Genomic DNA, 23,147 nt, shown 5'->3' on the forward strand with positions numbered 1-23,147 from the left:
GGGCCTATGCGGGCCCGCCCCTTCCGACAAGATCAGCTCAACTCGGCGCACGTCTTGGCGTCCGGATCGGCCGCCGCCTTCGGCACCCACCGCACGTTCGCGAACGAAGCCTGGAACGGAGCGTCCGTGTACACCAGGAACGGCGTGTTGACGTTCTCCAGGTCCAACCCGCCCGCCGCGAAGCACGAGATCGGGATCTTCACCGTCGACTTCACGCCCGTCGGCAGCCCGTTGAACACCCCGGTCGCGTTGACCTCGGCGAAGCACGGGTACTGGCAGTGCGTGCTCACCACGGTCCGAGAGGTCGGGGCCTGGTGCACGATCACGTCGAACACCAGCGCCGCGTTGGCGTTGAGGTAGCCGCGCAGGTCGGTGCCACCGGCCGGGTTCTGCGCGTAGACCTGACCCGGACCGGCGCCGGTCCACGTCGTCTTCATCGCGTCACCCTGCACGTTCACGTCCGCCGGCACGACGTTGATCTCGCTGTGCGAGGCCTCGCCGTCGGCGCCCAGCTCGGTGCCGCCCCAGTTCTCCGGTGAGCCGATGGCGCTGCGGTACGGCGCGACGTCCGTCCGCACGTGGATCTCCAGGTCCTCGGTCGCCGTGCCGCCGCCACCGCCGCCGGAGCAGCCGAACTCCGGCGCCGTCTCGTCCAGCTGACCGACGTCGCCGGTCTGGTCGTTGCTCAGGCCGTAGCCCGGCTTGAACAGCGGGTCGCCGTCCGCGTTCACCGGGGTCTGGCAGGCGCTGCGCGGCCACGAGAACGACAGCTTGCCGGTGAAGCCGGTCTTGGTGTGCTTGCCCCGCACCAGCAGGTCCGCCACGCCGCCGCCCTCGGTGCCGGGCAACCACGCCGCCACGAACGCGTCCGAGCGGTTCAGCTCCTTGTTGACGTGCAGCGGACGCCCGGACACGTACACCGTGACGACCGGCGCGCCCTTGCCGCTGACCTTGTCCAGCACGGCGAGGTCGTTCGGGTACAGCTTCGCGGCCTCCAGCGAGCGCTTGCCGATGTCGCCGACGCCCTCCGCGTACGGGGTCTCGCCGATCACCGCGACGACCGCGTCGAACCCGGCCGGGTCGACGTCACCGGTCTCGCTGAACACCACGTTGTCCGTGCCCAGCGCTTCACGCAGACCGCCGAGGACGGTGGTGCCGTTGGGGAAGTCGGCGTTGGTGTTGCCGGTGCCCTGCCAGCTCAGCGTCCAGCCGCCGGTCTGGTTCTGCATGCTGTCCGCGCTCTTGCCGACGACCAGGACCTTCGACTTCGGCGCGAGCGGCAGCACCCGGTTGTCGTTCTTGAGGAGCACCTGCGACTTGCGCACCGCCTCGCGGGCCAGCTTGCGCGCCTCCAACGCGTCGGCCGAACCGGCGTGCTCGCGCTCCGACGGCTTCACGCCGTCCAGCACACCCGAGCGGAGCTTCACGCGCAGGATGCGGGTCACCGCGTCGTCGATCCGCGCCATCGGGATCTGGCCGCCCTCGACCTGCGCGACCGTGTTGGCGATGAACGCCTTCCACTCGTTCGGCACCATCACGACGTCGATGCCCGCGTTGATCGCCTGCGGGCAGCTCGCGTTGGTGCAGCCGGCGACCTGGCCGATGCCGTTCCAGTCCGACACCACCAGGCCGTCGAAGCCCATCTTGTCCTTGAGGATGTCGTTCACCGCGAGCTTGCTGCCGTGCAGCTTGCCCTCGTTGATGCCCTGCTCCTCGTTGGTCCAGCTGTTGAACGACACCATCACGGTCTGCGCGCCGGCCGCCAGCGCCCCGTAGTAGCCCTGGCCGTGCACGTTGATCATCTCGGCTTCGGTGGCCGGGTTGACGCCCTGGTCCTTGCCGCCGATCGTGCCGCCGTCACCGATGAAGTGCTTCGCGGTGGCGAGCACGCCCACCCGGTCGCGGCCCTTGCCCTGGAGACCCACGACGGCCTCGTAGCCGTAGGCCCGGGTGATCCGCGGGTCCTCGGAGAAGCCCTCGTACGTGCGGCCCCACCGGTCGTCCAGCGGCACGGCCAGCGTCGGCGCGAACGCCCAGTCCTGGCCGGTGGCGCGGATCTGCCGGGCGGTCGCCTTGCCGACGTCCCGGATCAGGCACGGGTCGTGCGCCGCGCCGAGGCCGATGTTGTGCGGGAAGACCGTCGTGCCGTAGACGTTGTTGTTGCCGTGCACGGCGTCGATGCCCCAGAGCACCGGCACCTGCGTGCGGCTGGTCTTGGACGCGTCCCAATAGGCGTCCGCCAGGCCCAGCCACGCGGCGGGCGCGGCGTGCTTGTCCCGGTTCGGCCACGAGCCGCCGCCGTTGAGCACCGAGCCGATGCCGTGCTCGCGCACCTCGTCCGGGGTGATCGCGCCGATCTCCGGCTGGGTCATCTGGCCGACCTTCTCGGCCAACGTCATGCCGGCGAGGATGTCCGCGACCCGCCGCTCGTCGGCCGGGTTCGACTTGACCCGGCTCTCGACCTTCGGCCAGTCGGCCAGTTCCGGCAGCTCGTCCTCGATCCGGGCGCAGCCGTGGTCGGTGTTCGGCGCACCGATGACGGGCTGGGCGGACTCCTGGGAGGCGGCGACGCCTCCGGTGATGAGGCCGGCGGCGAGCACCGCGGCCAGCGCGGCGCTCAAGGTTCTGCGGGACATCGGCGGTTCCGTTCGTCTTCACTGCGACGGCTGTGTCGCGCCCGATCCTCGCTACCCGACCGGCCGTGGTCAATAGCCTGTGGGAGCGCTTCCTCGCAGGTAGGAGTTACGGTCCCGACCTCTCGTCCCGGTACCGGCCGCAAATGGGCCAACCGCCCGTGTTGATCTATCCACAGAGGACTCCGACTGCGCGGGCGGGCGAAAACCCGTACGCGTGGACCGGAAAGCGCTTGCCAGATTGATGTCCGCTGCGTTACGTTCCGATCTGGGAACGCTCCCAGATCGACTGCCGCAAGACCGCGTAACGCACGGCGGCGGGCGTTACGGGTGCAAGGGCCGTCGCCGGCCGGGGGTCTCAACGATGAGACCACCACGCCGGCGGCGGCCCTTGTCGTTCGCACCCTGTGGCCACAGGCCGCGGCGTACGCGAACGTGGAACTCGCGGGACCTGAACGTTCGACACGCGCTTGTGGCGTAACGGGTTGAGCTGTTCGGACGCACAAGCGCCGCGTAAGAGCTTCGTGGAGATACGGGGTTCACAGATTGTGCCCGGTTCGCTACCTTGAGGTCTGGGAGCGCTCCCAGTCCGTAGTCGGTAATCCTCAACGTGGAGGACAGCAGATGACCTTCAGACGCGGTCTCCGTACGGTAATCGGCGTCTTCGCCTCGGTCCTGGCGGTCCTCGCCGCCAGCATCGTGGCTCTGGTGGGGGCGACAAGCGTCGCCAGCGCGCACGGTTCGGTCACCGACCCGCCGTCGCGCAACTACGGCTGTTGGCAGCGCTGGGGCAGCGACCACCTGAACCCGAACATGGGTCAGACGGACCCGATGTGCGCCCAGGCCTGGAAGGCCGACGCGAACGCGATGTGGAACTGGAACGGCCTGTACCGCAACGGCGTCGGTGGCAACCACCAGGGCGCCCTCCCGAACGGCCAGCTGTGCAGCGGCGGCCTGGCCGAGAGCGGCCGGTACCGGGCGCTCGACACCGTGGGCGCGTGGAACACCGCCACCAAGCCCCGCCAGTTCACCCTCACGATCTCGGACCAGGCGCGGCACGGCGCGGACTACCTCCGCATCTACATCACGCGCCAGGGCGTCAACACGGCGACCACGCCGCTGCGCTGGAGCGACCTGGAGCTGGTCACGTCGACCGGCCGTTACCCGACCACGGGCAACTACCAGGCGCAGGTGAACGCGGGCAGCCGCACCGGTCGCCACGTGGTGTTCACGATCTGGCAGGCCAGCCACATGGACCAGGCCTACTACCTGTGCAGTGACGTGAACTTCCAGTAATAACAAGCAGCACACGGGTGCGGCTAAAGCGCCCGCCGCACCCGTGTGCTCACCCTCCGAGATTCGTGGTGGCCCAAAACGCCTCACCACCACCGCTTACCTCGGCCGCGTTCTCGCTGTGCGGCAGGAACATCGACTCACCGCCACCCAACCGAACCTCTTCACCACCACGACTGACCACAACAGAACCCTTGGCGCACAAGAGAAGTTGCGGTCCACCACCAGCCAGAACCGCACCGCCCCGCACGGAGTGCAAGCGGAACTCCGGGTCCGGCGTGCGATAGGTCCTCAGTGGACCGTCGCCCTCGCCGTCGAGGACGTCAGCGGGACCGGACCGGTGATCCACCAACGACAGCACCGCGTGCACGTCCACCGGCTTGGTGGTCAGGCCCGCGCGCAGGACGTTGTCGGAGTTGACCATCAACTCGACACCAGTGCCGCGCAAGTGCGCGTGCAGAATCCCCGCCCCGACGTACACCGCCTGACCTGGCCGCAACTTCACCGCGTTGAGCAGCAACGCCGCCACCACGCCCGCGTCCGTCGGGTAGACCTTCGCCAGTTCCACGATGTGCGCGAGGTCGGGCACTCGCGCCGCCGCTTCGGCCACCTCTGAGACCAGCGCGGCGTCAGCGGCGTGCAACGCCCAGCGCAGTGCGCCCCACGTGTCGCAGACCGTGAGTTCGGCCCGCATCGGCGCCAGAGCCGGCAGGCCCAGTTCGTCCAGCAACGCCACCGTGTCGGCGGGACGGCGGAAGCCGGACATCGTCTCGAACTCCGTCAGCGCCAGCAGGATTTCCGGCTTGGCCCGGTCGTCCCGGTAGCCCTGCTCGGCGAACCCGACGAGGGCCTGTTCCCGGTTCGGGTGGACCTGCAAGGACAGCGGCGCGTCCACAGCCAGCACCTTGAGCAGGAACGGCAGTCGTGGGCCGAACGCGGCCAGGCTGTCCGGCCCGAGCAGCCCGGCCGGGTTCGCCGCGAGGTAGGCGTTCAGCGGCACGTCGCAGCCGGTCAGCCGGGACGGGTCGTCCGGGTGCGCGCCGACCCACAGTTCGGCCTGCGGCACCGGGCTAGGCGACGGTTCGCCGCGCATCTCGGCGAGCGCGGTCCGTGAACCCCAGTGGTACTCGCGGACGATGGTCTCCAGCTTGCGCACGGTGATTCCTCAGATTCCCACGGGCACGGACGGGACCCGTTCAGCCGCGAGCAGTGCCGCTGCGCCGATCAGACCCGAGTCGACGCCCAACGTCGCCGGGCACACGTCGACCCGGCGGATGAACTCCAGTCCGGCGTAGTCCGCGAGCGGTTCGGTGATGGCGGGTTCGAGCAGGTCCCAGGCCTGCGCCACACCGCCGCCGATCACCACCCGGTCGATCTCGCACAGAGCGGAGGCCACCGTGATGACCTGCGCCACCGCCGCACCGGAACGCCCGAAAGCGGCCTCCGCAGTCGGATCGCCCGCCCGTGCGGCGGCGGCAAGCGCGACACCGTCCGCCGTGCCACCGAGTGGTTGCCAGCCCTGTTCCAGCGCCCAACGCACCATCGAAGGGCCACTGGCGATGGCTTCGGAGCAGCCGTTCGCACCGCAACCGCAAAGGGGACCGGCCGGGTCGACGACGAAGTGGCCGACGTGGCCGGCGTTGCCAGTGGCGCCGAAGTGCGGCCGTCCGCCGAACACGAACCCACCGCCGATACCGGTGGAGACCACCATGCCGAGCAGGCATTCACTGCCCTGCCCGTTGCCGTGGTGGTACTCGGCCAGGGCCATGCAGAGCGCGTCGCCCCCAAGACGAACCGGTAGACCGGGCAGCAGATCACCCACGCGGGCCGTGATCGGAAAATCACGCCAGCCGGGAATGTTCACCGGACTGATCGTGCCGTCACGCAAGTCCATGGGGGCGGCCGAAGCGATGCCCGCACCCAACACAGCGCGACCTGACACCAGCCCCAACAGCTCGTCCAACACCCCCGCGAGCCCTCGCCACACAGTTTCACCGTCCCCAACCGGCGTAGGCGTCGTCCGGCGGGCGAGGACCGAGCCGTCCGACTCGACCAACGCCGCCGCGAGCTTCGTGCCACCGATGTCAATGGCGACCGCGACCGGGTCGAGTGCTTGGCCCATGGGACTTAGTTAAGCGGTTAATCAAAGTTTCGTCAAGTCCTGTTGACGACCTGGACCTGGGCCGGAGACCCGGGAAGCCGTTGCCCGGAGGCCGGCCCTGGCTTGACCTTGACGCCGGGTCAACCCTCCATCCTCCCGGCAGGAGCTTCCACCGCCGACGGGAAGAACTCCACGAAGGAGGCAGATGCCCATGTTCATCGAGAAAACGGGGACCCGGTCAACGGCCCGAACGCCTGCCGGTCCGGCGATTCGCGTGCAAGGTCTTGAGAAGGCGTACGGGACGACCGAGGTACTGCGCGGCGTGGACTTCGACGTGGCGCGGGGCACCATTTTCGCGCTCCTCGGCTCCAACGGCTCGGGCAAGACCACGACCGTCCGAATACTCGCCACGCTCCTGAAGGCTGATGCGGGCACGGCCGGCGTGAACGGCTTCGACGTCGCCACGCAACCGGCGAACGTGCGGGAGTCCATCAGCCTCACCGGGCAGTTCGCGGCCGTCGACGAAATCCTCAGCGGCCGGGAGAACCTCGTCCTGGTCGCCAGGTTGCGGCACCTCAAGGACCCGGGCGCGATCGCGGATGACCTGCTCGATCGTTTCTCGCTGACCGACGCGGCCACCCGGAGGGTGTCGACGTACTCGGGTGGCATGCGCCGCCGCCTGGACATCGCGATGAGCCTCATCGGGAACTCGCCGGTGATCTTCCTCGACGAGCCGACGGCCGGGCTCGACCCCGAGGCGCGCATCGAGGTGTGGCACACGGTCAAGCAACTCGCCGGCCACGGCACGACGGTGCTGCTCACCACGCAGCACCTGGACGAGGCCGAACAGCTGGCCGACCGGATCGCGATCCTGCACAAGGGTCGGATCATCGTGAACGGCACCCTCGCCGAACTCAAGCAGCTCCTCCCGCCCGCCAACGTCGAGTACGTCGAGAAGCAGCCGACCCTGGAGGAGATCTTCCTCGCGCTCATCGGCGACGACAAGCACGGCGCCATCGGCACGAACGACTAGGGAACAAGGATGACCACGTACTTCTTCGGCGACACCGGCGTGCTCACCGGACGGACCCTGCGCCATGTCACCCGCAGCATCGACACCATCATCACGACGGTCATCACGCCGATCGCCATGATGCTGATGTTCGTCTACGTGTTCGGCGGCGCGATCGACACCGGTCGGGCCCAGTACATCGACTACATGCTGCCCGGCATTCTGCTCATCACGATCGCGTCGGGCATCTCCTACACCGCGTTCCGACTGTTCATGGACATGAAGAGCGGGATCTTCGAGCGGTTCCAGGCCATGCCGATCGCACGGTCGGGCGTTCTGTGGGCACATGTCATCACCTCCCTGGTCGCCAACCTGATCTCGCTCGTGATCGTCGTGGGCGTCGCCCTGCTCATGGGCTTCCGCTCAGGGGCCGGGGTGGTGGAATGGCTCGCGGTCGTCGGCGTCCTGCTCCTGTTCACGCTGGCGCTGACCTGGATCGCTGTGATCCCGGGACTCTCCGCGACGTCGGTCGAGGGCGCGGGCGCGTTCTCCTACCCGCTCGTCTTCCTGCCGTTCATCAGCTCGGCGTTCGTGCCGACGGAGACCATGCCCGGCCCGGTGCGCTGGTTCGCCGAGCACCAGCCGGTGACGTCGATCGTCAACACGCTCCGCGGCCTGCTCGCCCGCCAGCCGGTCCGTGACGACGTGTGGGTCGCACTCGCGTGGTGCGTCGGCATCCTCGTAGTGGCGTACGTTTTCGCGATGGTCGCCTATCGCCGGAAGATTGCCTGAGGCACCCTGAGACCCATGCTCACCATCAGCCGACTGTCGGCGTACGCCGGGGTGACGGTGCGGGCTGTACGCCACTACCACAAGATCGGGCTGCTGCCCGAGCCCGAGCGCGACCACTCCGGGTACCGGATCTACGACGCCGCGGCGGTCGTGCGACTGATCCGGATCCACACCCTGGCGGATGCCGGCGTGCCGCTGGCCCGGGTGCAGGAACTCCTCGACGCCGACCCGGTGGAGTTCGCCGATGGCGTGCAGGAGATCGACAGGGAACTGCGCGCCAGGATCCAACGCCTGGAGGGCACCCGCAAACGGCTCGCCAGGCTTGCCGACGGAACGAACCTGGCGCTCCCTCAATGCGTCGTGGACTACCTCGACCGCCTGCGGGGTCTCGGTGTCGAGGAGTGGTACATCGAGCTGGAGCGGGACGCCTGGATCATGGTCGCCGCCAACGCGCCGGACCTGATCGACTCCGTGATCGCCCAGAAGCACGCGGATCTGGAAGACCCCGACATGGTGAAGCTCTACAGCCTCATCCGCGGGCCACTCGACTGGTCGGTCGACGATCCGCGGATCGTCGAGTTCGCCGACATCCTCGAGCGCCTGGCGATTCGCGCTGTGGAGGCCGGCGCAACAGGGCTCGACGCCATCGACGACCAGTTCGCCTACCTGATGGACTCGGTCATGGTCGAGTTCTCACCTGGCGCCGAGCGGGTGTTGGCAATTCTGGAGGAGCGGGGCTGGAAGGGCTGGACCCGCATCGAGCGAGTGCCTGCCGACCGTGCCGTCAGTGGAGGACTTCCCACCTCGGACCCGGAACTGACGCGCCAAGGCCCGATTTGACATGGGTTCGGGTGCCATAGGCTGGACGAAGCCGGGCAGGCTTGGCGGACGCACTTCCCGCCATGCCTGCCCGGCTTTGGCCTGCCTGGGGTGCCCGTACGGGCCCCATGTCAAATCGGGCCGAACCGGCCCACCCACTCCCACCACACACAAACCCGCTGACCAACCACAACCCGCTGACCCACACACCTCAGAGGTGCTTTTCGATCTCCGCCAGCTCGTCAGCCTCAAACGACAGGTTCCCCGTCGCGGCCACGTTGTCCTCAAGCTGCTTCACGCTGGAAGCCCCGATCAACGCCGACGTCACGTTCCGCAGCACCCAAGCGATCGCAAGCTGCGCCAACGTCTGCCCACGCCGCTTCGCGATGTCGTTCAACGCCCGCACCTTCGCCAGCGTCGCCTCGTCCAAATTGGACGAAGACAGGAACGGCGAAGCGCCGGCCGCCCGCGACCCCTCCGGAACACCGTCCAGGTAGCGGTCGGTCAGCACGCCCTGGGCCAACGGCGAGAACGCGATGCTGCCCGCGCCCACCGAGTCCAACGCGTCCAGCAGCCCGTCCTCGATCCACCGGTTGAACATCGAGTACGACGGCTGGTGGATCAACAGCGGCGTACCGAGTGAACCGAGCACCCGCGCCGCTTCCAACGTCTGCTCGTCCGAATAATTCGAGATGCCGACGTACAGCGCCTTGCCCGAACGCACCACGTGGTCGAGGGCGCCCATCGTCTCCTCGATCGGAGTCTCCGGGTCCGGCCGGTGGTGGTAGAAGATGTCGACGTAGTCCAGCCCCATCCGGGCCAGCGACTGGTCCAGCGAGCTGACCAGGTACTTCCGCGAACCCCACTCGCCGTACGGGCCGTTCCACATGTGGTACCCGGCCTTGGTGGACACCAGGATCTGGTCCCGGTACGGCCGGAAGTCGTCGGCGAACAGGCGGCCGAAGTTCTCCTCCGCGCTCCCCGGCGGCGGACCGTAGTTGTTCGCCAGGTCGAAGTGCGTCACCCCGAGGTCGAACGCCCGGCGCAGGATGGCGCGTTGGCCGTCCAGGTGCCGGTCGTGGCCGAAGTTGTGCCAGAGACCGAGGGACACCGCGGGCAGCTTGAGCCCACTGCGACCGGTCCGGCGGTAGGGCATCGAGTCGTACCGCGACGCAGCGGCTTCGTACGTCATGTCAGTCCTCTACCGGTCGTCATGTCGGTCCTTTACCGGTGCTTTCCCTCGGAATGAGCTTGGCCTTCGGCGACCAGCGCTCCGTAACGTCCTCACCGGCGATGAGTTCCAGCACGGACTCGGCCACCGTGACGCCGAACTGGTGCACGTCCACGCTCATGGTGGTCATCGCGGGCGACGTGAGCCGGCACAGCGACGAGTCGTCCCACGCCACCAGGCTGAGCCGGTCGGGCACGGCCACACCGCGTTGCTTGGCGACGTTCAGACCCGCGACGGCCATCACGTCGTTGTCGTAGAGGATCGCAGTGGGTGGCTCGGCGCCGTCCAGGAGCACGGTGGTGAGCTTCGCCCCCGACTCCTCGGAGTAGTCGCCCTCCACCACGACAGGCTCGATGCCCGCCGCCGCACAGCCTTCGAGCAACGCGGCGGTGCGCGCCTTGGTGTGCAACAAAGTCTCCGGGCCGCTGACCCGCGCGATCCGCCGGTGCCCGAGGTCGAGCAGGTACGCGAGGGCCTCGCGCATCGGGCCTGCGTCGTCCGAGCGGACCGCGGGCACGGCGATCTCGTCCGGCTCGCCCACGTACAGCGCGGGCAGGCCGATCTCCCGCAGCGTCGCCGGGCGGTGGTCGCCCACGGTGCGGTTGACCACCACCACCGCGTCGACCACACCGCTCGCCGCCCACCTGCGGTAGGCGGCGATCTCGGCGTCTTCGGTGCCCACGATGTGCAGCAGCACGGAACGGTCGCCCTCGGCGAGCCGTTCCTCGATGCCCGCGATGAACTCCATGAAGAACGGCTCCGCGCCCAGCAGCCGCGCGGGGCGGGCCAGGACCAGGCCGACGGAGCCGGTGGTCATGTCCGCACCGCGCTCAGGCTGTTGGCCGTTCGCAGCACCAGCGGGCCGGTGAGAACGGACGGGTCGGCCAGCGTGGTCGCGGTCCGGACCAGGAACGAGTGCGTCCCGCCCGCGGGAAGGGTGACCAGGGCGTCGTCGGTGACGGCGTCCTCGGCGACCCGGTCCGCCAGCACTGCGATGTCACGGGCGAAGGACGTCGCGGTGACGTCCACCCGGTAGCCCTCGGCCACCCGGTGCGCCTCGGCGGTGAGCGGCGCGGGGTCGTAGGACAGCTCCAGGTCCTCCTGGAACAGGTGCGCGGTGCGCGCGTCGTCCGTCTCCACCACCAGCACCTCCCCCTTCGGGTCGCCTGGCGTGACCAGGTCCGCTGCCAACTCGAACTGCCCGACCGACCTGGCCGGCACCTCGATCGGGAGTTTAACCACCGCGAGCACGTCACCGTTGAACGTCCGCCGCTCCAGCGTGGCTTCGCCGGTCCAGACCTCGTCCGTGTCGTTGACGGCGATCAGCGCGTCCACGCCGTCCCTCGGCTGCACGGTGAGCAGGCGCGGCGCGAAGGCGTGCTTGAGCGAGTAGTACAGCGGCTTGAGCCGCTCGTCGCCATCGATCGCCGCCCAGGAGGTGACCGGCCAGCAGTCGTTGAGCTGCCACACGAGCGCGCCGGCCGTGCGGGGCCAGTGCGAGCGGAAGTGCTCGACGCCGAACGCGACCGCGCGGGCCTGGTTCAGCTGGGTGGCCCAGTGCCAGTCCTCGAACGCCGCCGGCGCGTGCAGGTGCGGCGCGAGGCCGCGGTCCAGCTTGCCGTTGCCGTCATCGGCCTTCTGGTGCAGCAGGAACGCGGGCGACGTCGGCGTCATCGGCTCGTCGTGCACCCACTTGGTCAGGGTCGCCCAGGTCGGCGGGCCCTGGAAGCCGAACTCCGAGCAGAACCGCGGCAGGTGGTCGCGGTAGTGGGTGTAGTCGATCTTGTTCCACACCTCCCACTCGTGCCGCGTGCCGTGGGTGTCCTCGTTCGAGTGAAGGTCACCGGGGCTGTACGGGCTGCCCGGCGAGTAGTGCCGGGTCGGGTCCAGCTCGGCGACGATCTTCGGCAGCAGCTCGGTGTAGTAGCCGAGGCCCCAGGTGCGGCCTTCGAGCTTTTCCTTCCAGCCCCAGTCCTCGAAGCCCCACAGGTTCTCGTTGTTGCCGTTCCACAGCGCGAGGGAGGCGTGCGAGGTCAGCCGGGCGACGTTCTCGCGGGCCTCGGCCTCGACCTCCTCCCACAGCGGCGACTCCTCGGCGTACGCGGCGCAGGCGAACAGGAAGTCCTGCCACACCAGCACGCCGCGCTCGTCGCAGACGTCGTAGAAGTCCTCGGTCTCGTAGATGCCGCCGCCCCAGATGCGGAGCATGTTCATGTTGGCGTCGACGGCCTGCTCGACCCGGCGGACCAGGCGGTCGCGCGTGATACGGGTGAGGAAGTGGTCGTCGGGGATCCAGTTGGCGCCCTTGGCGAACACCGGCTTGCCGTTCACGACGAACGTGAAAGGGGTACCGATCTCGTCGGGTGCGGTGTCGACGGTGATGGTGCGGAAGCCGACGCGCCGCTCGGTCCGGTCCACGTCCTCGTCACCGGACTTCAGCACGACGCCCAGGTCGTAGAGGGGGTGCTCGCCGTAGCCCACAGGCCACCACAGGTCGACGTCCGGCACCTCGACGGTCACCACGGCGGTGTCGCCGTCGACGCGGGCGCTCTGCTCGACGCCGCCCACGGTCGCGACGACGGTCAGGTCGGAGTCCCGCGCGCGGTCGACCTCGACGTGCACCTCGACCCGGCCGGCGCCGTTCTCGTCCACCGTGACCAGCGGGCGGACCTGGTGCAGCCGCGCCTCGGTCCAGCGCTCCAGCCGGACGGGCTTCCAGATGCCGGCGGTCTGGAGGTCGGGGCCCCAGTCCCAGCCGAACGAGCAGGCCATCTTGCGGACGGCGTTCATCGGGTGCGGGTAGGCGCGGTCGCGCCAGCCCAGCTTCTCCTCCTGCGCCTCGGCGTACGCGAGGGCGGAGTGGAACGTGACGACCAGGTCGTTCGCGCCGTCCTTGAGGTGCTCGCGCACGTCGAAGCGGTAGGAGCGGAACATGTTGGCCGTGCTGCCGAGGACGACGCCGTTCAGCTCGACGGTGGCGACGGTGTCGAGGCCGTCGAACGCCAGCTCGACCTTCTCGCCGGCCTTGGCGGCCTCGGCCTCGAACGTCAGCGCGTAACGCCAGTCGGCGCGGTGCATCCAGGCCAGCTCGGCCTCGTTGGTGTCGAGGTACGGCTCGGGGATCAGGTTCGCCGCGAGGAGGTCGAGGTGCGTGCTGCCGGGCACGACGGCAGGCACCTCGCGGTCGGCGACGGCCGCCGGAATCGGCCCGCCCGCCGCGCTCAGACGCCACCCGTCGTGCAAGGTCGTACGGATCATCGTTCCCCTTTTCCCGGCTGCGGCGGTGGGTTTCTGCCGTGTGACATTCAAGGTATGGCGATTCTTACGCCAGCAACTAAAGTAAGTCAACGACGTTCACCACCAGAGAGGAAGACCACAAGTGGCAGACGTGACTCACCTGCGGGCAGCAGGTGTGAGCCTGGTGCTCGACTTCTCCGGAGGGACGCTTCCCCGGGTCCGCTATTGGGGCGCTGACCTGGGCGAACTTGATTCTGCCGCACTGGCGGCGGTGGTGCTGGCCCAGCAGCCGCACCCCATCGGCAACTCGGTGGACGGCCCGGTCGACGTGGCCGTGCTGCCCGAGCAGTCGGCCGGGTGGCTCGGCACGCCGGGGATCATCGGCAACCGGGGCGGGCGGGACTTCTCCACCGCGTTCCGGGTCGTGTCGGTGGACGGCCCGGTCGACGGATCAGCGGTGTCGGTCGCCGGACCGGTGGTGCGCGCGGTCGACGAGGTCGCCGGGCTCGCGCTGGAACTGACCATCGAGCTGACCCCGTCCGGGCTGGTGCGGCAGCGGGCCGTGCTGTCCAACACCGGGTCGTCGGAGTTCACCGTGGACGCGGTGAACCTGACCCTGCCGGTGCCGGGGCAGGCGGTCGAGATCCTTGACTTCACCGGGCGGTGGACGCGCGAACGCAGTCCTCAGCGCACACCGTGGACGCAGGGCCTGCGCGTGCGGGAGAACCGGACCGGTCGGACCGGCTACGACTCCGCCTACCTGTTCGCGGCGGGCACCTCGGGGTTCGACAACCGGTCGGGCGAGATCTGGGCGGTGCACACGGCCTGGTCGGGCAACCACCGGACGTTCGCCGAGAAGACGTACCACTCGGTGTCGCTGCTCGGGTCGGGCGAGCTGCTGCTGTCCGGTGAGGTGGTGCTGGCCCCGGGCGAGTCGTACACGTCGCCGTGGCAGTACGCGTCGTACGGGCACGGGCTGGACGAGGTGTCCGGGCGGTTCCACCAGTACCTGAGGTCTCGGCCGTCCCATCCCTCTTCGCCGCGCCCGGTCGTGGTGAACACGTGGGAGGCCGTGTACTTCGACCACGACCTGGGTCGGTTGAAGGCTCTGGCGGACGCCGCCGCGTCGATCGGCGGCGAGCGGTTCGTGCTGGACGACGGCTGGTTCGGCTCGCGTCGGGACGACCAGCGAGGGCTCGGCGACTGGTACGTGTCGGACGAGGTGTGGCCGGACGGGCTGAAGCCGTTGACGGACCACGTGACCGGGCTGGGGATGCAGTTCGGCATCTGGGTCGAGCCGGAGATGATCAACCCGGACTCGGACCTGGCTCGCGCGCACCCGGACTGGATCATGGCGGCGGGCGACCGGCTGCCCGGTGCGGCGCGGCACCAGCAGGTGCTGGACCTGGCGCGGCCCGAGGCGTTCGAGCACATCCTGGAGCGGCTGGACGACCTGCTGTCCACGTACCCGGTGTCGTACCTGAAGTGGGACCACAACCGGGACTTGGTGGACGCGGGGCACCGGCCGACGGGGCGTGCGGGGGTGCACGGTCAGACGTTGGCCATCTACCGGCTGCTGGACGAGCTGCGGCGGCGTCATCCGGGGGTGGAGATCGAGTCGTGCTCGTCCGGTGGCGGGCGGGTGGACCTGGAGATCCTGGAGCGCACGGACCGGGTGTGGGTGTCGGACTGCATCGACGCGCTGGAGCGGCAGTCGATGCAGCGGTGGACGAACGCTTTGATCCCGTTGGAGCTGATGGGGACGCACGTGGGGTCGGGGACGTCGCACACGACGCACCGTCAGCACCCGATCGACTTCCGGGCCGGGACCGCGTTGTTCGGGCACTTCGGCATCGAGTGGGACCTGACCAAGGCGTCGGCTTCGGATCTGGAGCGGCTGACGTCGTGGGTGGCCTTGTACAAGGAGTTGCGGCCTCTGCTGCACACCGGTGTGTCCGTGCACGGTGACCACTCGGATCCGGCGATCAACGTGCACGGTGTGGTGGCGGAGGACGGGTCGGACGCCGTGTTCGCCATCGTCGCGCTGGCCACTTCCGAGTTCTACCCGCCGGGTGCTGTCCGTCTGCCCGGCCTGTCCCCGGACCGCACGTACCACGTCCGCCCCCTGCCGCCGGGTGACGTCCCGGATGGCAACGCGCACAACTGGGGCGTGCAGCTGCCGTGGTGGCAGCCGGAAGGCGTGACCCTCCCGGGCCGCGTCCTCACCACGGCCGGCGTCCAGGCCCCCGTCCTGCACCCGGAACGCCTGGTCCTCCTCCGAGCCACCGCCCTCTAACCACCCGCGTGTCGAACCCCCAGACCCCGCGTGTCGAACCTCCAGGACCCGTGAGTCCTACGTTCGCGACCCGTGAGTCCTACGTTCAGGACCCGTGAGTCCTACGTTCGGAACCCCCGAGTTCAACGCTCAGTACAAGATCGTTTGTTCTGAGCGTTGAATTCGGGGGTCCTGAACGTAGGACACGGTGGTTCTGAAGGTACGACTCGCGCGTTCTGAAGGTAGGACTCACGCGGGGGTGGGGGTTAGGCGGACTACGACGGCTGCGGGGGCGTTGCCGTTGTGGGCGGCATGTAGTGATCCCTGGCCTGTGTCCCAGGTGAAGGTCCACGAGGGGGACGTCAGCGGGAACTGCGGGGATATCGCCATGGGCTGGCCCTGGAGGTGCGGCACGGGGAGGGTTACGTCGGCGGAGGCGCCTGGGAGGCGCCAGACCGTGATGTAGGTGGACTGGGCACGGAGCCCTTGGGCCACCCACGGGCCGGTGCGGTTGGTCAGGCCCAGCGGCCAAAACGGGATCGAGGTGGCGATCTCCGACCGTAGTCCCTTGTGGACGGACACCGCTTCGTGCACGAGTGCGCGTTGCGCGGAGTCCATCAGGTCGACCCGTCCGGCCAGGTAGAGGCGTCCCAGAACACCCGTCGCCAAGGTGAAAGCAGCCTCGTCCGGTGACATGCCGGGCTGCGCATAAGCCCAGTTACCGGCCTGCTCAGGCAGCACGGAAGCGGGCGCGGCGGCGGCGATCGGCGGGTACAGCAACGGGTTCTGCTGGTCCGAAGTGGACTGGATGTGGAGGCGCGACAGCATCGCGTAGTCCATCCGCATCGCACCCGACGCGCAGTTCTCCAACAGCAGGTCCGGGTGCCGGGCCAACACCCCGTCCAGCCACGCCAAGTGCGCGCGGTTGTGGCCGAGCAGGCCCTCACCGGGCGCGACGCCACCGACATCGGTCCCCGCACCGGGCATGATGTTGTAGTCCAGCTTGATGTACCCGACGCCGAACTCGCCGACCAGCCGGTCCACCACCTCGTCCACGTGCCGGACCGCCGCCGGGTGCCGCAGGTCCAGGTGGAACCGCCCGTGCTCACCCACCCGCGCACCCTGGCGCTGGAAGAACGCCTCCTCCGGCAACGACCGCGCCAACGCCGACCGCACGCCGACGACCTCCGGCTCCAGCCAGATCCCCGGCACCATCCCCCGTGCCCGGATCCGATCCGCGACCTCGCCGAACCCGCCGGGGAACCGCGTAGTGGACGGTCGCCACTCGCCGACGCTGTCCCACCACTTGCCGTCCTCGTCGTACCACCCCGCGTCCACGCAGAAGTAGTCCGCGCCGACCGAAGCCGCCGCGTCGATCAACGGCAGCAGCTTCTCGGTGGTCGGGTCACCCATCAGGGTGTTCATGTAGTCGTTGAAGATCACCGGCAACCAGGGCGCACGCCGGTTCCGCAACGTCGCCCGCCGCTGCCGCGTCAACGCACCGAAAGCGTCGTCGACCCCTCCGGCGACGACGGCCACGGATACCGGCACGGTCGTGAACCCCGCACCGGAGGACACCACGCGCGACCACTGGTGCTCGGCATCCGTAGGCCCCAGGACCGCCACGTACGCACCCGCGACCGTCTCCCCGACCTCCCAGTGCCACGCGCCGTTGTGCTCGATCTGCCAAGCCATGGCCCAGCTGTCGTCCCGCGCCACCAGAACACCGCAAGGCAGGTGCTCACCGGTAGACCACGAGCTCCGGGACGTCAACGCGAACCGGCTCCGCGACGCGTGGTGGTGCACCGTCGGGTCCATGGCCACCAGACCCGCCTCGCGCAACGGCGTGCGGTGCCAGCGCGACTCGGCGACCCAGTCCGAGTCACCGTGCACGAGGTCCACCTCGTCCACCGAACGGTCCGCGTCCACCAGGAACGCCCCGGTGGACAACGATGTCACCGCCTGGAGGCACACCGAACCAGGGCCCTCGACGTCGACCTCGGTCCACGTCCGCACCGCGGGCACCCCGGCGACACCCTGGAACACGGACGACACCACGAGCCCGCTCACCGGGTCGTGCTGCACGACCCGCAGCTCGTCGGCGGACGCCACATGCGTGCGATACCGCAGCCGCGCGCCGATCATGGTGTCCGCGTAACGGTGGCTACCGGGGAACCTCCCGTGGCCGAGCGCCTGCACCTCGACCAGCGGCACCCCGATCCCGGCAGAAAGCCCCGAAGAAGGCCCGGAAGGCCGCAACGAGAGCAGTCGCACCGGCCGGTCGTCCGACACGTCCAACAGCAGCCGAATCGCGCCCGTGGACCAGCTGACCGTCATGTGGCGACTTCCTCCCAGGCACCGGTGTTGTGGTCGTACGCCGCGGCGGCTCCGGCCCGTTCCACGTCGGCCGGGTCGATGTTCACGTTCCGACCGCGGGCCTCGGGGTTCGGCGCGGCGGACGCCAGGATCTTGGTGTACGGGTGCTGCGGGTTGAGGATCACCTCGTCGGCCGGCCCGCGCTCGACCACGCGCCCCTTGTAGAGCACGAGGATGTCGTCGGAGAAGTGACGCGCCGTGGCCAGGTCGTGCGTGATGTAGAGGACGGCCAGGTTCTCCTCGCGTTGCAGGCGGGCCATCAGGTTCAGCACGCCCAGCCGGATCGACACGTCCAGCATCGACACCGGCTCGTCCGCCACCACGACCTTCGCGCCCGGCGCCAACGCCCGTGCGATCGCCACGCGCTGCCGCTGACCGCCGGACAGCTCGTGCGGACGGCGTCCGGCGATGTCACGTCCGGGCAGCGACACGCGTTCCAGCAGCTGCACCACGTCGTTCCACTCGTGCGGCAGGCCGTGCAGCTTCAACGGCCTGGCCAGGTGGTGCTCGATGGTGTGGAACGGGTTCAGCGAGGCGAACGGGTCCTGGAACACCATCTGCACGTTGTCCCGGTACTGCCGCTCGGGCACGCGCTTCCCGTCCGGCCCGGTCAACGTGATGGCGCCGCCGCTCGGCTTCTCCAGCCGGGCGATCATCCGGGCGATGGTGGACTTGCCCGACCCGGACTCGCCGACCAGCGCGACCGTGCGGCCGGGGGTGAGGGTGAACGACACGTTGTCCACCGCACGCAGCTTGATCCGCCGCAGGCCGACCCGGACGTGGAAGTCCTTGACCAGCTCACGAGCTTCCAACGTGGTCATCGGACGCCTCCGGACGGGGTGGGCTCGCCGGACCGGTCGACCGGCGTCATCTGCTCGCCGGAGCGGACGAACGAGCCGCGTTCGCCGGTCAGGCTGGGGAACGAGTCGAGCAGCTGGCGGGTGTACGGGTGCGCGGGCTGCTCGAACATCCGCTGCGCCTCCGCGTACTCGACGACCTCGCCGTCCTTCATCACCGCGATGCGGTCGGCGAGTTCGAGGAGCAGCGGCAGGTCGTGCGTGATGAACAGGACGGCGAAGCCGATCTCGTCGCGCAGCCGCAGGATCTCGCGCAGGATGCCGCGCTGCACGACCACGTCCAGCGCGGTGGTCGGCTCGTCCATGATCATGACCTGCGGGTCGAGCAGCAGCGCCATCGCGATCATCACGCGCTGCCGCATGCCGCCGGACAGCTCGTGCGGGAACGAGCTGAGCCGCCGCACGTCCACGCCGACCAGCTTCAGCACTTCCTCGCACTTCGCGCGCCGCTCGGCCTTGGTCATCTCCGGCCGGTGCGTGGTGAGCACGTCCTCCAGCTGCGCCCGGATCGACAGGACCGGGTTCAGCGCGTTCATCGCGCCCTGGAACACCATGGACAGCTTCGACCAGCGGAACGCCCGCAGTTCCTCGGGCGTCAACGCCAGCACGTCCACGTCGTCGCCGTCACGGTCGTGGAAGGTGACCGCTCCGGTCGTCACCTCGGCCGGCGGCCGGTGCAGCCGGTTGATCGCGTAGGCGAGCGTCGTCTTGCCGCAGCCGGACTCACCGGCCAGGCCCAGGATCTCACCGCGCCGCAACGTGATCGACACGTCCTTGACCGCGTGCACCGGGTTCTCCACCTGGTACACGACGGACAGGTTGTCCACGGTCAGCACCACGTCGTCGTCCGGACGCTCGACGGGCTCCGGCGTGCGAACGGCCTCCACCTTGCGGCGCCGGGGGATGTCCCGCAGCTTCGGGTTGATGATCTCGTCGATGCTGAAGTTGACCAGCGCCAGACCACAGCCGAACAGGGCGATGATCAGGCCCGGCGGCACGAACCACCACCACGCGTCACGTTGCAGCGCGAAGCCGTTCTGCGCGTAGTAGAGCATCGTGCCGAGCGTGGACGAGTTGGACGCGCCCAGGCCGAGGAACGACAGGCCCGCCTCGCTCAGGATCGCGTAGATCACCGAGAACACGAACTGCGACGCCAGCAGCGGCAGCAGGTTCGGCAGGATCTCGACCGTGATGACGCGCCACGGCTTCTCGCCGGAGACCTTGGCCGCGGCCACGTAGTCCCGGTTGCGCAGCGACAACGTCTGCGCGCGCAGCACCCGTGCCGACGCGGCCCAGCCGGTGATCGCCAGCACCACCGCGATCGTCCACGAGCCGCGCTGGTCTGCGGGCACGAACGCGGAGATGACGATCACCAGCGGCAGGCCGGGGATCACCAGCATCACGTTGGAGAACAGGGAGAAGCCCTCGTCCACGTACCCGCCGATGTAGCTGCCGATGATGCCGAACAGCGCCGACAGCACGGTCGCCATCACGCCGACGAGCACGCCGATGTAGAGGGAGCCCCTGGTGGCGTACGCGAGCTGGGCCACGATGTCCTGGCCGGTCTGCGTGGTGCCCAGCCAGAACTCGCCGCCCGGCGGGGTCAGGCTGATGTCGCGGATGGTGTTCGGGTCGCCGACCAGCAACGGGCCGATCACGCCGATGAACGTGATCAGCGCGATCAGGGCCAGGCCGACGCCGAGCTTCGGCGACCAGCGCGGCAGCATCGACCGCCAGCCGGCCCGTCCGCGCGAAGGCTCGACGGTGACAGCACTGAGATTAGTCACGGTGTCCGTTCTCCTTCTCAGCCGCTGACGCGGGTGCGCGGGTCGATGAGGGCGTACAGCAGGTCGACCACGAGGTTCGCGCCGAGCACGGCGACCGTGATCACGAGGAAGATGCCCTGCATGAGGGCGTAGTCGTTGTTCTGCACCGCTTGCAGGAGCTTCGACCCGATACCCGGGTAGGAGAACACCTGCTCGGTGATGATGGAGCCGGCCACCACGAACCCGAGCGAGATCGCGAAGCCGGCCACCGACGGCAGCACCGCGTTGCGGGCCGCGTACTTGATCATGATCCGGGAGTCCCGCAGACCCTTGGCCTGCGCGGTGAGCACGTAGTCCTCGGCCGTGGTGGACACCATCATGTTGCGCATCCCCAGCAGCCAGCCGCCGACGGACGAGATGACGATGGTCAACGCGGGCAGCGTGCCGTAGTAGATCGCCGAGCCGATGAAGTCGGCGTTCCAGCCGGGCCAGAGGACCACGTCGTAGCCGCCCTGGAGCGGGAACCAGCCCCACGCCGAGGACAGCACCGCGACCAGGATCAGGGCCAGCCAGAAGTACGGCACCGCGGCGAGCACGGTGGTGGCGGGCACCAGGCTGTCCAGCCAGGTGCCGCGCCGCCAGCCGACGAACGCGCCCAGGGCGATGCCGAGGACGAACGACAGGAACGTCGCGATCCCGACCAGCATCAGGGTCCAGGGCAAGGCCTCCCCGATGATCTGGGACACCGGTGTGGGGAACGAGCTCACCGATATGCCCAGATCACCGCGGAACATGTTGCCGAGATAAGAGGTGTACTGACTTAGGAGCGATTCACCGCTGTTCGTGCCGAGCAGCAGCTCGTACGCCCTGCGGGCCGATGGGTCCACGGTTCCGCCGCGTTGCGCCAGCTTCGCCATCAGGATGTCCACCGGGTTGCCCGGCATGAGCCTCGGGATGAAGAAGTTCAGCGTCAGCGCCGCCCAGAGGGCGACCAGGTAGAACGCGAACTTTCGGGCGTAGTACCTCATCGGTCCGCCTATCGGTCACTCAGTCGATCACTGGCCGGCCGGCTTGAGCTTCAGGTAGATCTCGGAGGCCTCGGGGCGCGCCCAGATGGCGGGGAACGCGTAGAGGTCGTCCTTGGTGGGCCAGCCGGTGAACTTCTTCGCGTTGTACTCGCTGGTCGTGCCGCCGGTCAGCACGGGGATGTACGGGATCGACTTCTCGATCTCCGTCTGGATGGTGTCGAAGTACGGCTGCCGGGCCGCGGTGTCCTCCGGGTCGACGCCCTTCAGCGCGGTGAGCGCGGCGTCCACTGCGGGGTTGGAGAAGCGCGAGAAGTTCGGGTTCGCCGCCTCGCCGACCTTGGCCGTGGTCGCGGTGCTGTAGAAGTAGGAAGCGTTGTAGAACGGGTCGGGGGCCGGACCCTGGTGCAGTGCGTCGATCAGCAGCTCGAACTCGCCGCGACCGCGCGCGTCGGACCACTCGTTCCAGGAGACCTGCTGCGCGGTGATCTTGATGCCGACCTTCTGGAGCTGCTGCGTCATCGTGTCGACAGCGGTGATGTAGTCGGTCCAGCCGGCGACGACCTTGAGGGTCATGGCCAGCGGCTTGCCGTCCTTGGCGTAGACGCCGTCGGAGCCCTTGGCGTAGCCGGCGCTCTCCAGCAGCTGCGTGGCCTTGGCCTCGTCCGGCTGCATCGGCGCGGTCTTCTCCTGGAGCTTGGCGGAGATCTGGTCCTTGTCCCGCTCCAGCAGCGCCGCGCCCGGGGAGACCTCGCTCGCGGTGTTCTCGAACGCCAGCGCGTTGATCTGGGTCCGGTTGATCGCGTAGTAGATCGCCTTGCGGACGGCCACGTCGGTCTGCGGGCCCTGGCAGCCGAGGGCGGCGTTCGAGCAGGTGAACAGGGCCGTCTGGTTCATCGGGATGGTGATGGCCTTGTAGCCCGGGTAGTTCTTCTCGACGTCCTTGATGTCCGGGACCGGACCGGTCTGCCAGTCGATCTGGCCGGCCTTCAGCGCGGCCTCACCGGACTGGTTGCCGGACAGCGCGAGGTAGCGGACCTTCTTCAGCGCCGGCTCACCGGAGTGGTAGCCGGCGTTCGCCTTGAGCGTGAACGCCTGACCCTTGAACTCGTCCAGCATGAAGGGGCCGGTGCCGACGGGCTCCTTCACGACATCGGTCGACGGGTTCGACATGTCCTTCCACTTGTGCTCCGGGACCATGAAGATCTTGCCGAGGACCTGCGGGCCCTCCATGAAGGACGGCTCGGTGAACTTGATCGACACGTTCGTGTCGTCGACCGCGGTGGCCACGCCCTTGTAGCCCGTGCCGTTCATGGCCGGGTTCTTGGTGATCATGTCCAGGGTGAAGACGACGTCCTTGGCGGTGAACTTCTGCCCGTCGGTCCACTTCGCGTCGTCACGCAGCGCGACGTCGAGCTGGGTGCCGTCCGCGTTCCACTTGAAGCTCTTGCCCAAGCGGGGCCGCGGCTCGACGTCGCGGATGTTGTTGAAGAAGAACAGCGGCTCGAAGATCGTGCCGGGACCCTCGATCTGGGTCGGCGAGAACGGGTTGAAGTTCAGCTGCCAGTCACCGGACTGGCCGGTGTACACGATCAGCGTGTCCTTGTTCGCGTCGCCTGCCGTGTCCGACCCGCCACACGCAGTAGCCAGCATGGCGACCGCGGCCAGTCCGGCCGCCGCCATGCGCGTCCGTGAGAAGCGCCTTGCCTTCAGGAACATCGTTGATTCCT

16 protein-coding genes are annotated in these 23,147 nt (G+C 68.8%); 5 read left to right on the forward strand and 11 right to left on the reverse strand.

From position 1 onward, the window contains the following. Positions 1 to 32 precede the first annotated feature (32 nt). Positions 33 to 2,636 (reverse strand): glycoside hydrolase family 3 protein, encoded by a 2,604-nt coding sequence (locus F4560_RS27005; protein ID WP_184924418.1) that lies wholly within the window; start codon positions 2,634 to 2,636, stop codon positions 33 to 35. Between the two features lie 621 nt (positions 2,637 to 3,257). On the opposite strand from F4560_RS27005, the gene F4560_RS27010 reads away from it, so the two are divergent. Continuing rightward, a complete protein-coding gene (locus F4560_RS27010) occupies positions 3,258 to 3,929 on the forward strand; it encodes a lytic polysaccharide monooxygenase auxiliary activity family 9 protein (protein ID WP_184924421.1) in 672 nt (223 codons plus the stop codon). A 49-nt stretch (positions 3,930 to 3,978) separates the two neighbouring features. On the opposite strand, the gene manA is transcribed toward F4560_RS27010, so the two are convergent. Both manA and F4560_RS27020 read right to left on the reverse strand, forming a co-directional pair. After that, positions 3,979 to 5,082 (reverse strand): mannose-6-phosphate isomerase, class I, encoded by a 1,104-nt coding sequence (gene manA / locus F4560_RS27015; RefSeq protein ID WP_184924423.1) that lies wholly within the window; start codon positions 5,080 to 5,082, stop codon positions 3,979 to 3,981. Positions 5,083 to 5,091: 9 nt separating this feature from the next. After that, the gene (locus F4560_RS27020; RefSeq protein WP_184924425.1) at positions 5,092 to 6,048 is read right to left on the reverse strand and encodes an ROK family protein; all 957 of its coding nucleotides are present in this window, start codon (positions 6,046 to 6,048) and stop codon (positions 5,092 to 5,094) included. A gap of 190 nt (positions 6,049 to 6,238) precedes the next feature. Here F4560_RS27020 and F4560_RS27025 point away from each other — a divergent pair, with 190 nt between their 5' ends. From F4560_RS27025 to F4560_RS27035, 3 genes are read left to right on the forward strand one after another with little or no spacing between them, the layout of a single operon-like run. Continuing rightward, the gene (locus F4560_RS27025) at positions 6,239 to 7,060 is read left to right on the forward strand and encodes an ABC transporter ATP-binding protein (RefSeq protein WP_184924427.1); all 822 of its coding nucleotides are present in this window, start codon (positions 6,239 to 6,241) and stop codon (positions 7,058 to 7,060) included. A gap of 9 nt (positions 7,061 to 7,069) precedes the next feature. Continuing rightward, positions 7,070 to 7,831 (forward strand): ABC transporter permease, encoded by a 762-nt coding sequence (locus tag F4560_RS27030; protein WP_184924429.1) that lies wholly within the window; start codon positions 7,070 to 7,072, stop codon positions 7,829 to 7,831. A gap of 15 nt (positions 7,832 to 7,846) precedes the next feature. Beyond that, the gene (locus F4560_RS27035) at positions 7,847 to 8,671 is read left to right on the forward strand and encodes a MerR family transcriptional regulator (protein WP_184924432.1); all 825 of its coding nucleotides are present in this window, start codon (positions 7,847 to 7,849) and stop codon (positions 8,669 to 8,671) included. Positions 8,672 to 8,861: 190 nt separating this feature from the next. On the opposite strand, the gene mgrA is transcribed toward F4560_RS27035, so the two are convergent. Genes mgrA through F4560_RS27050 form a run of 3 tightly spaced genes read right to left on the reverse strand, consistent with a single transcriptional unit; the run spans position 8,862 to position 13,139 of the window. After that, on the reverse strand, positions 8,862 to 9,842 hold the full coding sequence (gene mgrA, locus F4560_RS27040) for an L-glyceraldehyde 3-phosphate reductase (RefSeq protein ID WP_184924434.1): 981 nt from the start codon (positions 9,840 to 9,842) through the stop codon (positions 8,862 to 8,864). 19 nt (positions 9,843 to 9,861) lie between these two features. After that, positions 9,862 to 10,698, reverse strand: coding sequence for a LacI family DNA-binding transcriptional regulator (locus F4560_RS27045; protein ID WP_184924436.1), 837 nt, complete (start codon positions 10,696 to 10,698; stop codon positions 9,862 to 9,864). Then, positions 10,695 to 13,139 (reverse strand): glycoside hydrolase family 2 protein, encoded by a 2,445-nt coding sequence (locus F4560_RS27050; protein ID WP_184924438.1) that lies wholly within the window; start codon positions 13,137 to 13,139, stop codon positions 10,695 to 10,697. Before F4560_RS27050 ends, F4560_RS27045 begins: the two co-directional genes overlap by 4 nt. 121 nt (positions 13,140 to 13,260) lie before the next feature. Here F4560_RS27050 and F4560_RS27055 point away from each other — a divergent pair, with 121 nt between their 5' ends. Next, positions 13,261 to 15,414, forward strand: coding sequence for an alpha-galactosidase (locus tag F4560_RS27055; RefSeq protein ID WP_184924440.1), 2,154 nt, complete (start codon positions 13,261 to 13,263; stop codon positions 15,412 to 15,414). A gap of 228 nt (positions 15,415 to 15,642) precedes the next feature. On the opposite strand, the gene F4560_RS27060 is transcribed toward F4560_RS27055, so the two are convergent. From F4560_RS27060 to F4560_RS27080, 5 genes are read right to left on the reverse strand one after another with little or no spacing between them, the layout of a single operon-like run. After that, positions 15,643 to 17,730, reverse strand: coding sequence for a glycoside hydrolase family 36 protein (locus tag F4560_RS27060; RefSeq protein ID WP_184924442.1), 2,088 nt, complete (start codon positions 17,728 to 17,730; stop codon positions 15,643 to 15,645). Then, complete coding sequence (locus tag F4560_RS27065; RefSeq protein WP_184924445.1) at positions 17,727 to 18,590, reverse strand: ABC transporter ATP-binding protein; 864 nt, start codon at positions 18,588 to 18,590, stop codon at positions 17,727 to 17,729. Before F4560_RS27065 ends, F4560_RS27060 begins: the two co-directional genes overlap by 4 nt. Next, positions 18,587 to 20,413: a dipeptide/oligopeptide/nickel ABC transporter permease/ATP-binding protein gene (locus F4560_RS27070; RefSeq protein WP_312869498.1), complete on the reverse strand. Its 1,827-nt coding sequence runs from the start codon at positions 20,411 to 20,413 to the stop codon at positions 18,587 to 18,589. The genes F4560_RS27065 and F4560_RS27070 overlap by 4 nt, the downstream gene beginning before the upstream one ends. 17 nt (positions 20,414 to 20,430) lie before the next feature. Continuing rightward, positions 20,431 to 21,420 carry an ABC transporter permease gene (locus F4560_RS27075; protein WP_184924447.1) on the reverse strand — a complete coding sequence of 330 codons (990 nt, stop codon included), beginning with the start codon at positions 21,418 to 21,420 and terminating at the stop codon, positions 20,431 to 20,433. A 27-nt stretch (positions 21,421 to 21,447) separates the two neighbouring features. Continuing rightward, on the reverse strand, positions 21,448 to 23,136 hold the full coding sequence (locus F4560_RS27080; RefSeq protein WP_184924449.1) for an ABC transporter substrate-binding protein: 1,689 nt from the start codon (positions 23,134 to 23,136) through the stop codon (positions 21,448 to 21,450). Between the last annotated feature and the right edge of the window lie 11 nt (positions 23,137 to 23,147).

It is taken from the genome of Saccharothrix ecbatanensis (genome assembly GCF_014205015.1).
Lineage (GTDB): Bacteria > Actinomycetota > Actinomycetes > Mycobacteriales > Pseudonocardiaceae > Actinosynnema > Actinosynnema ecbatanense.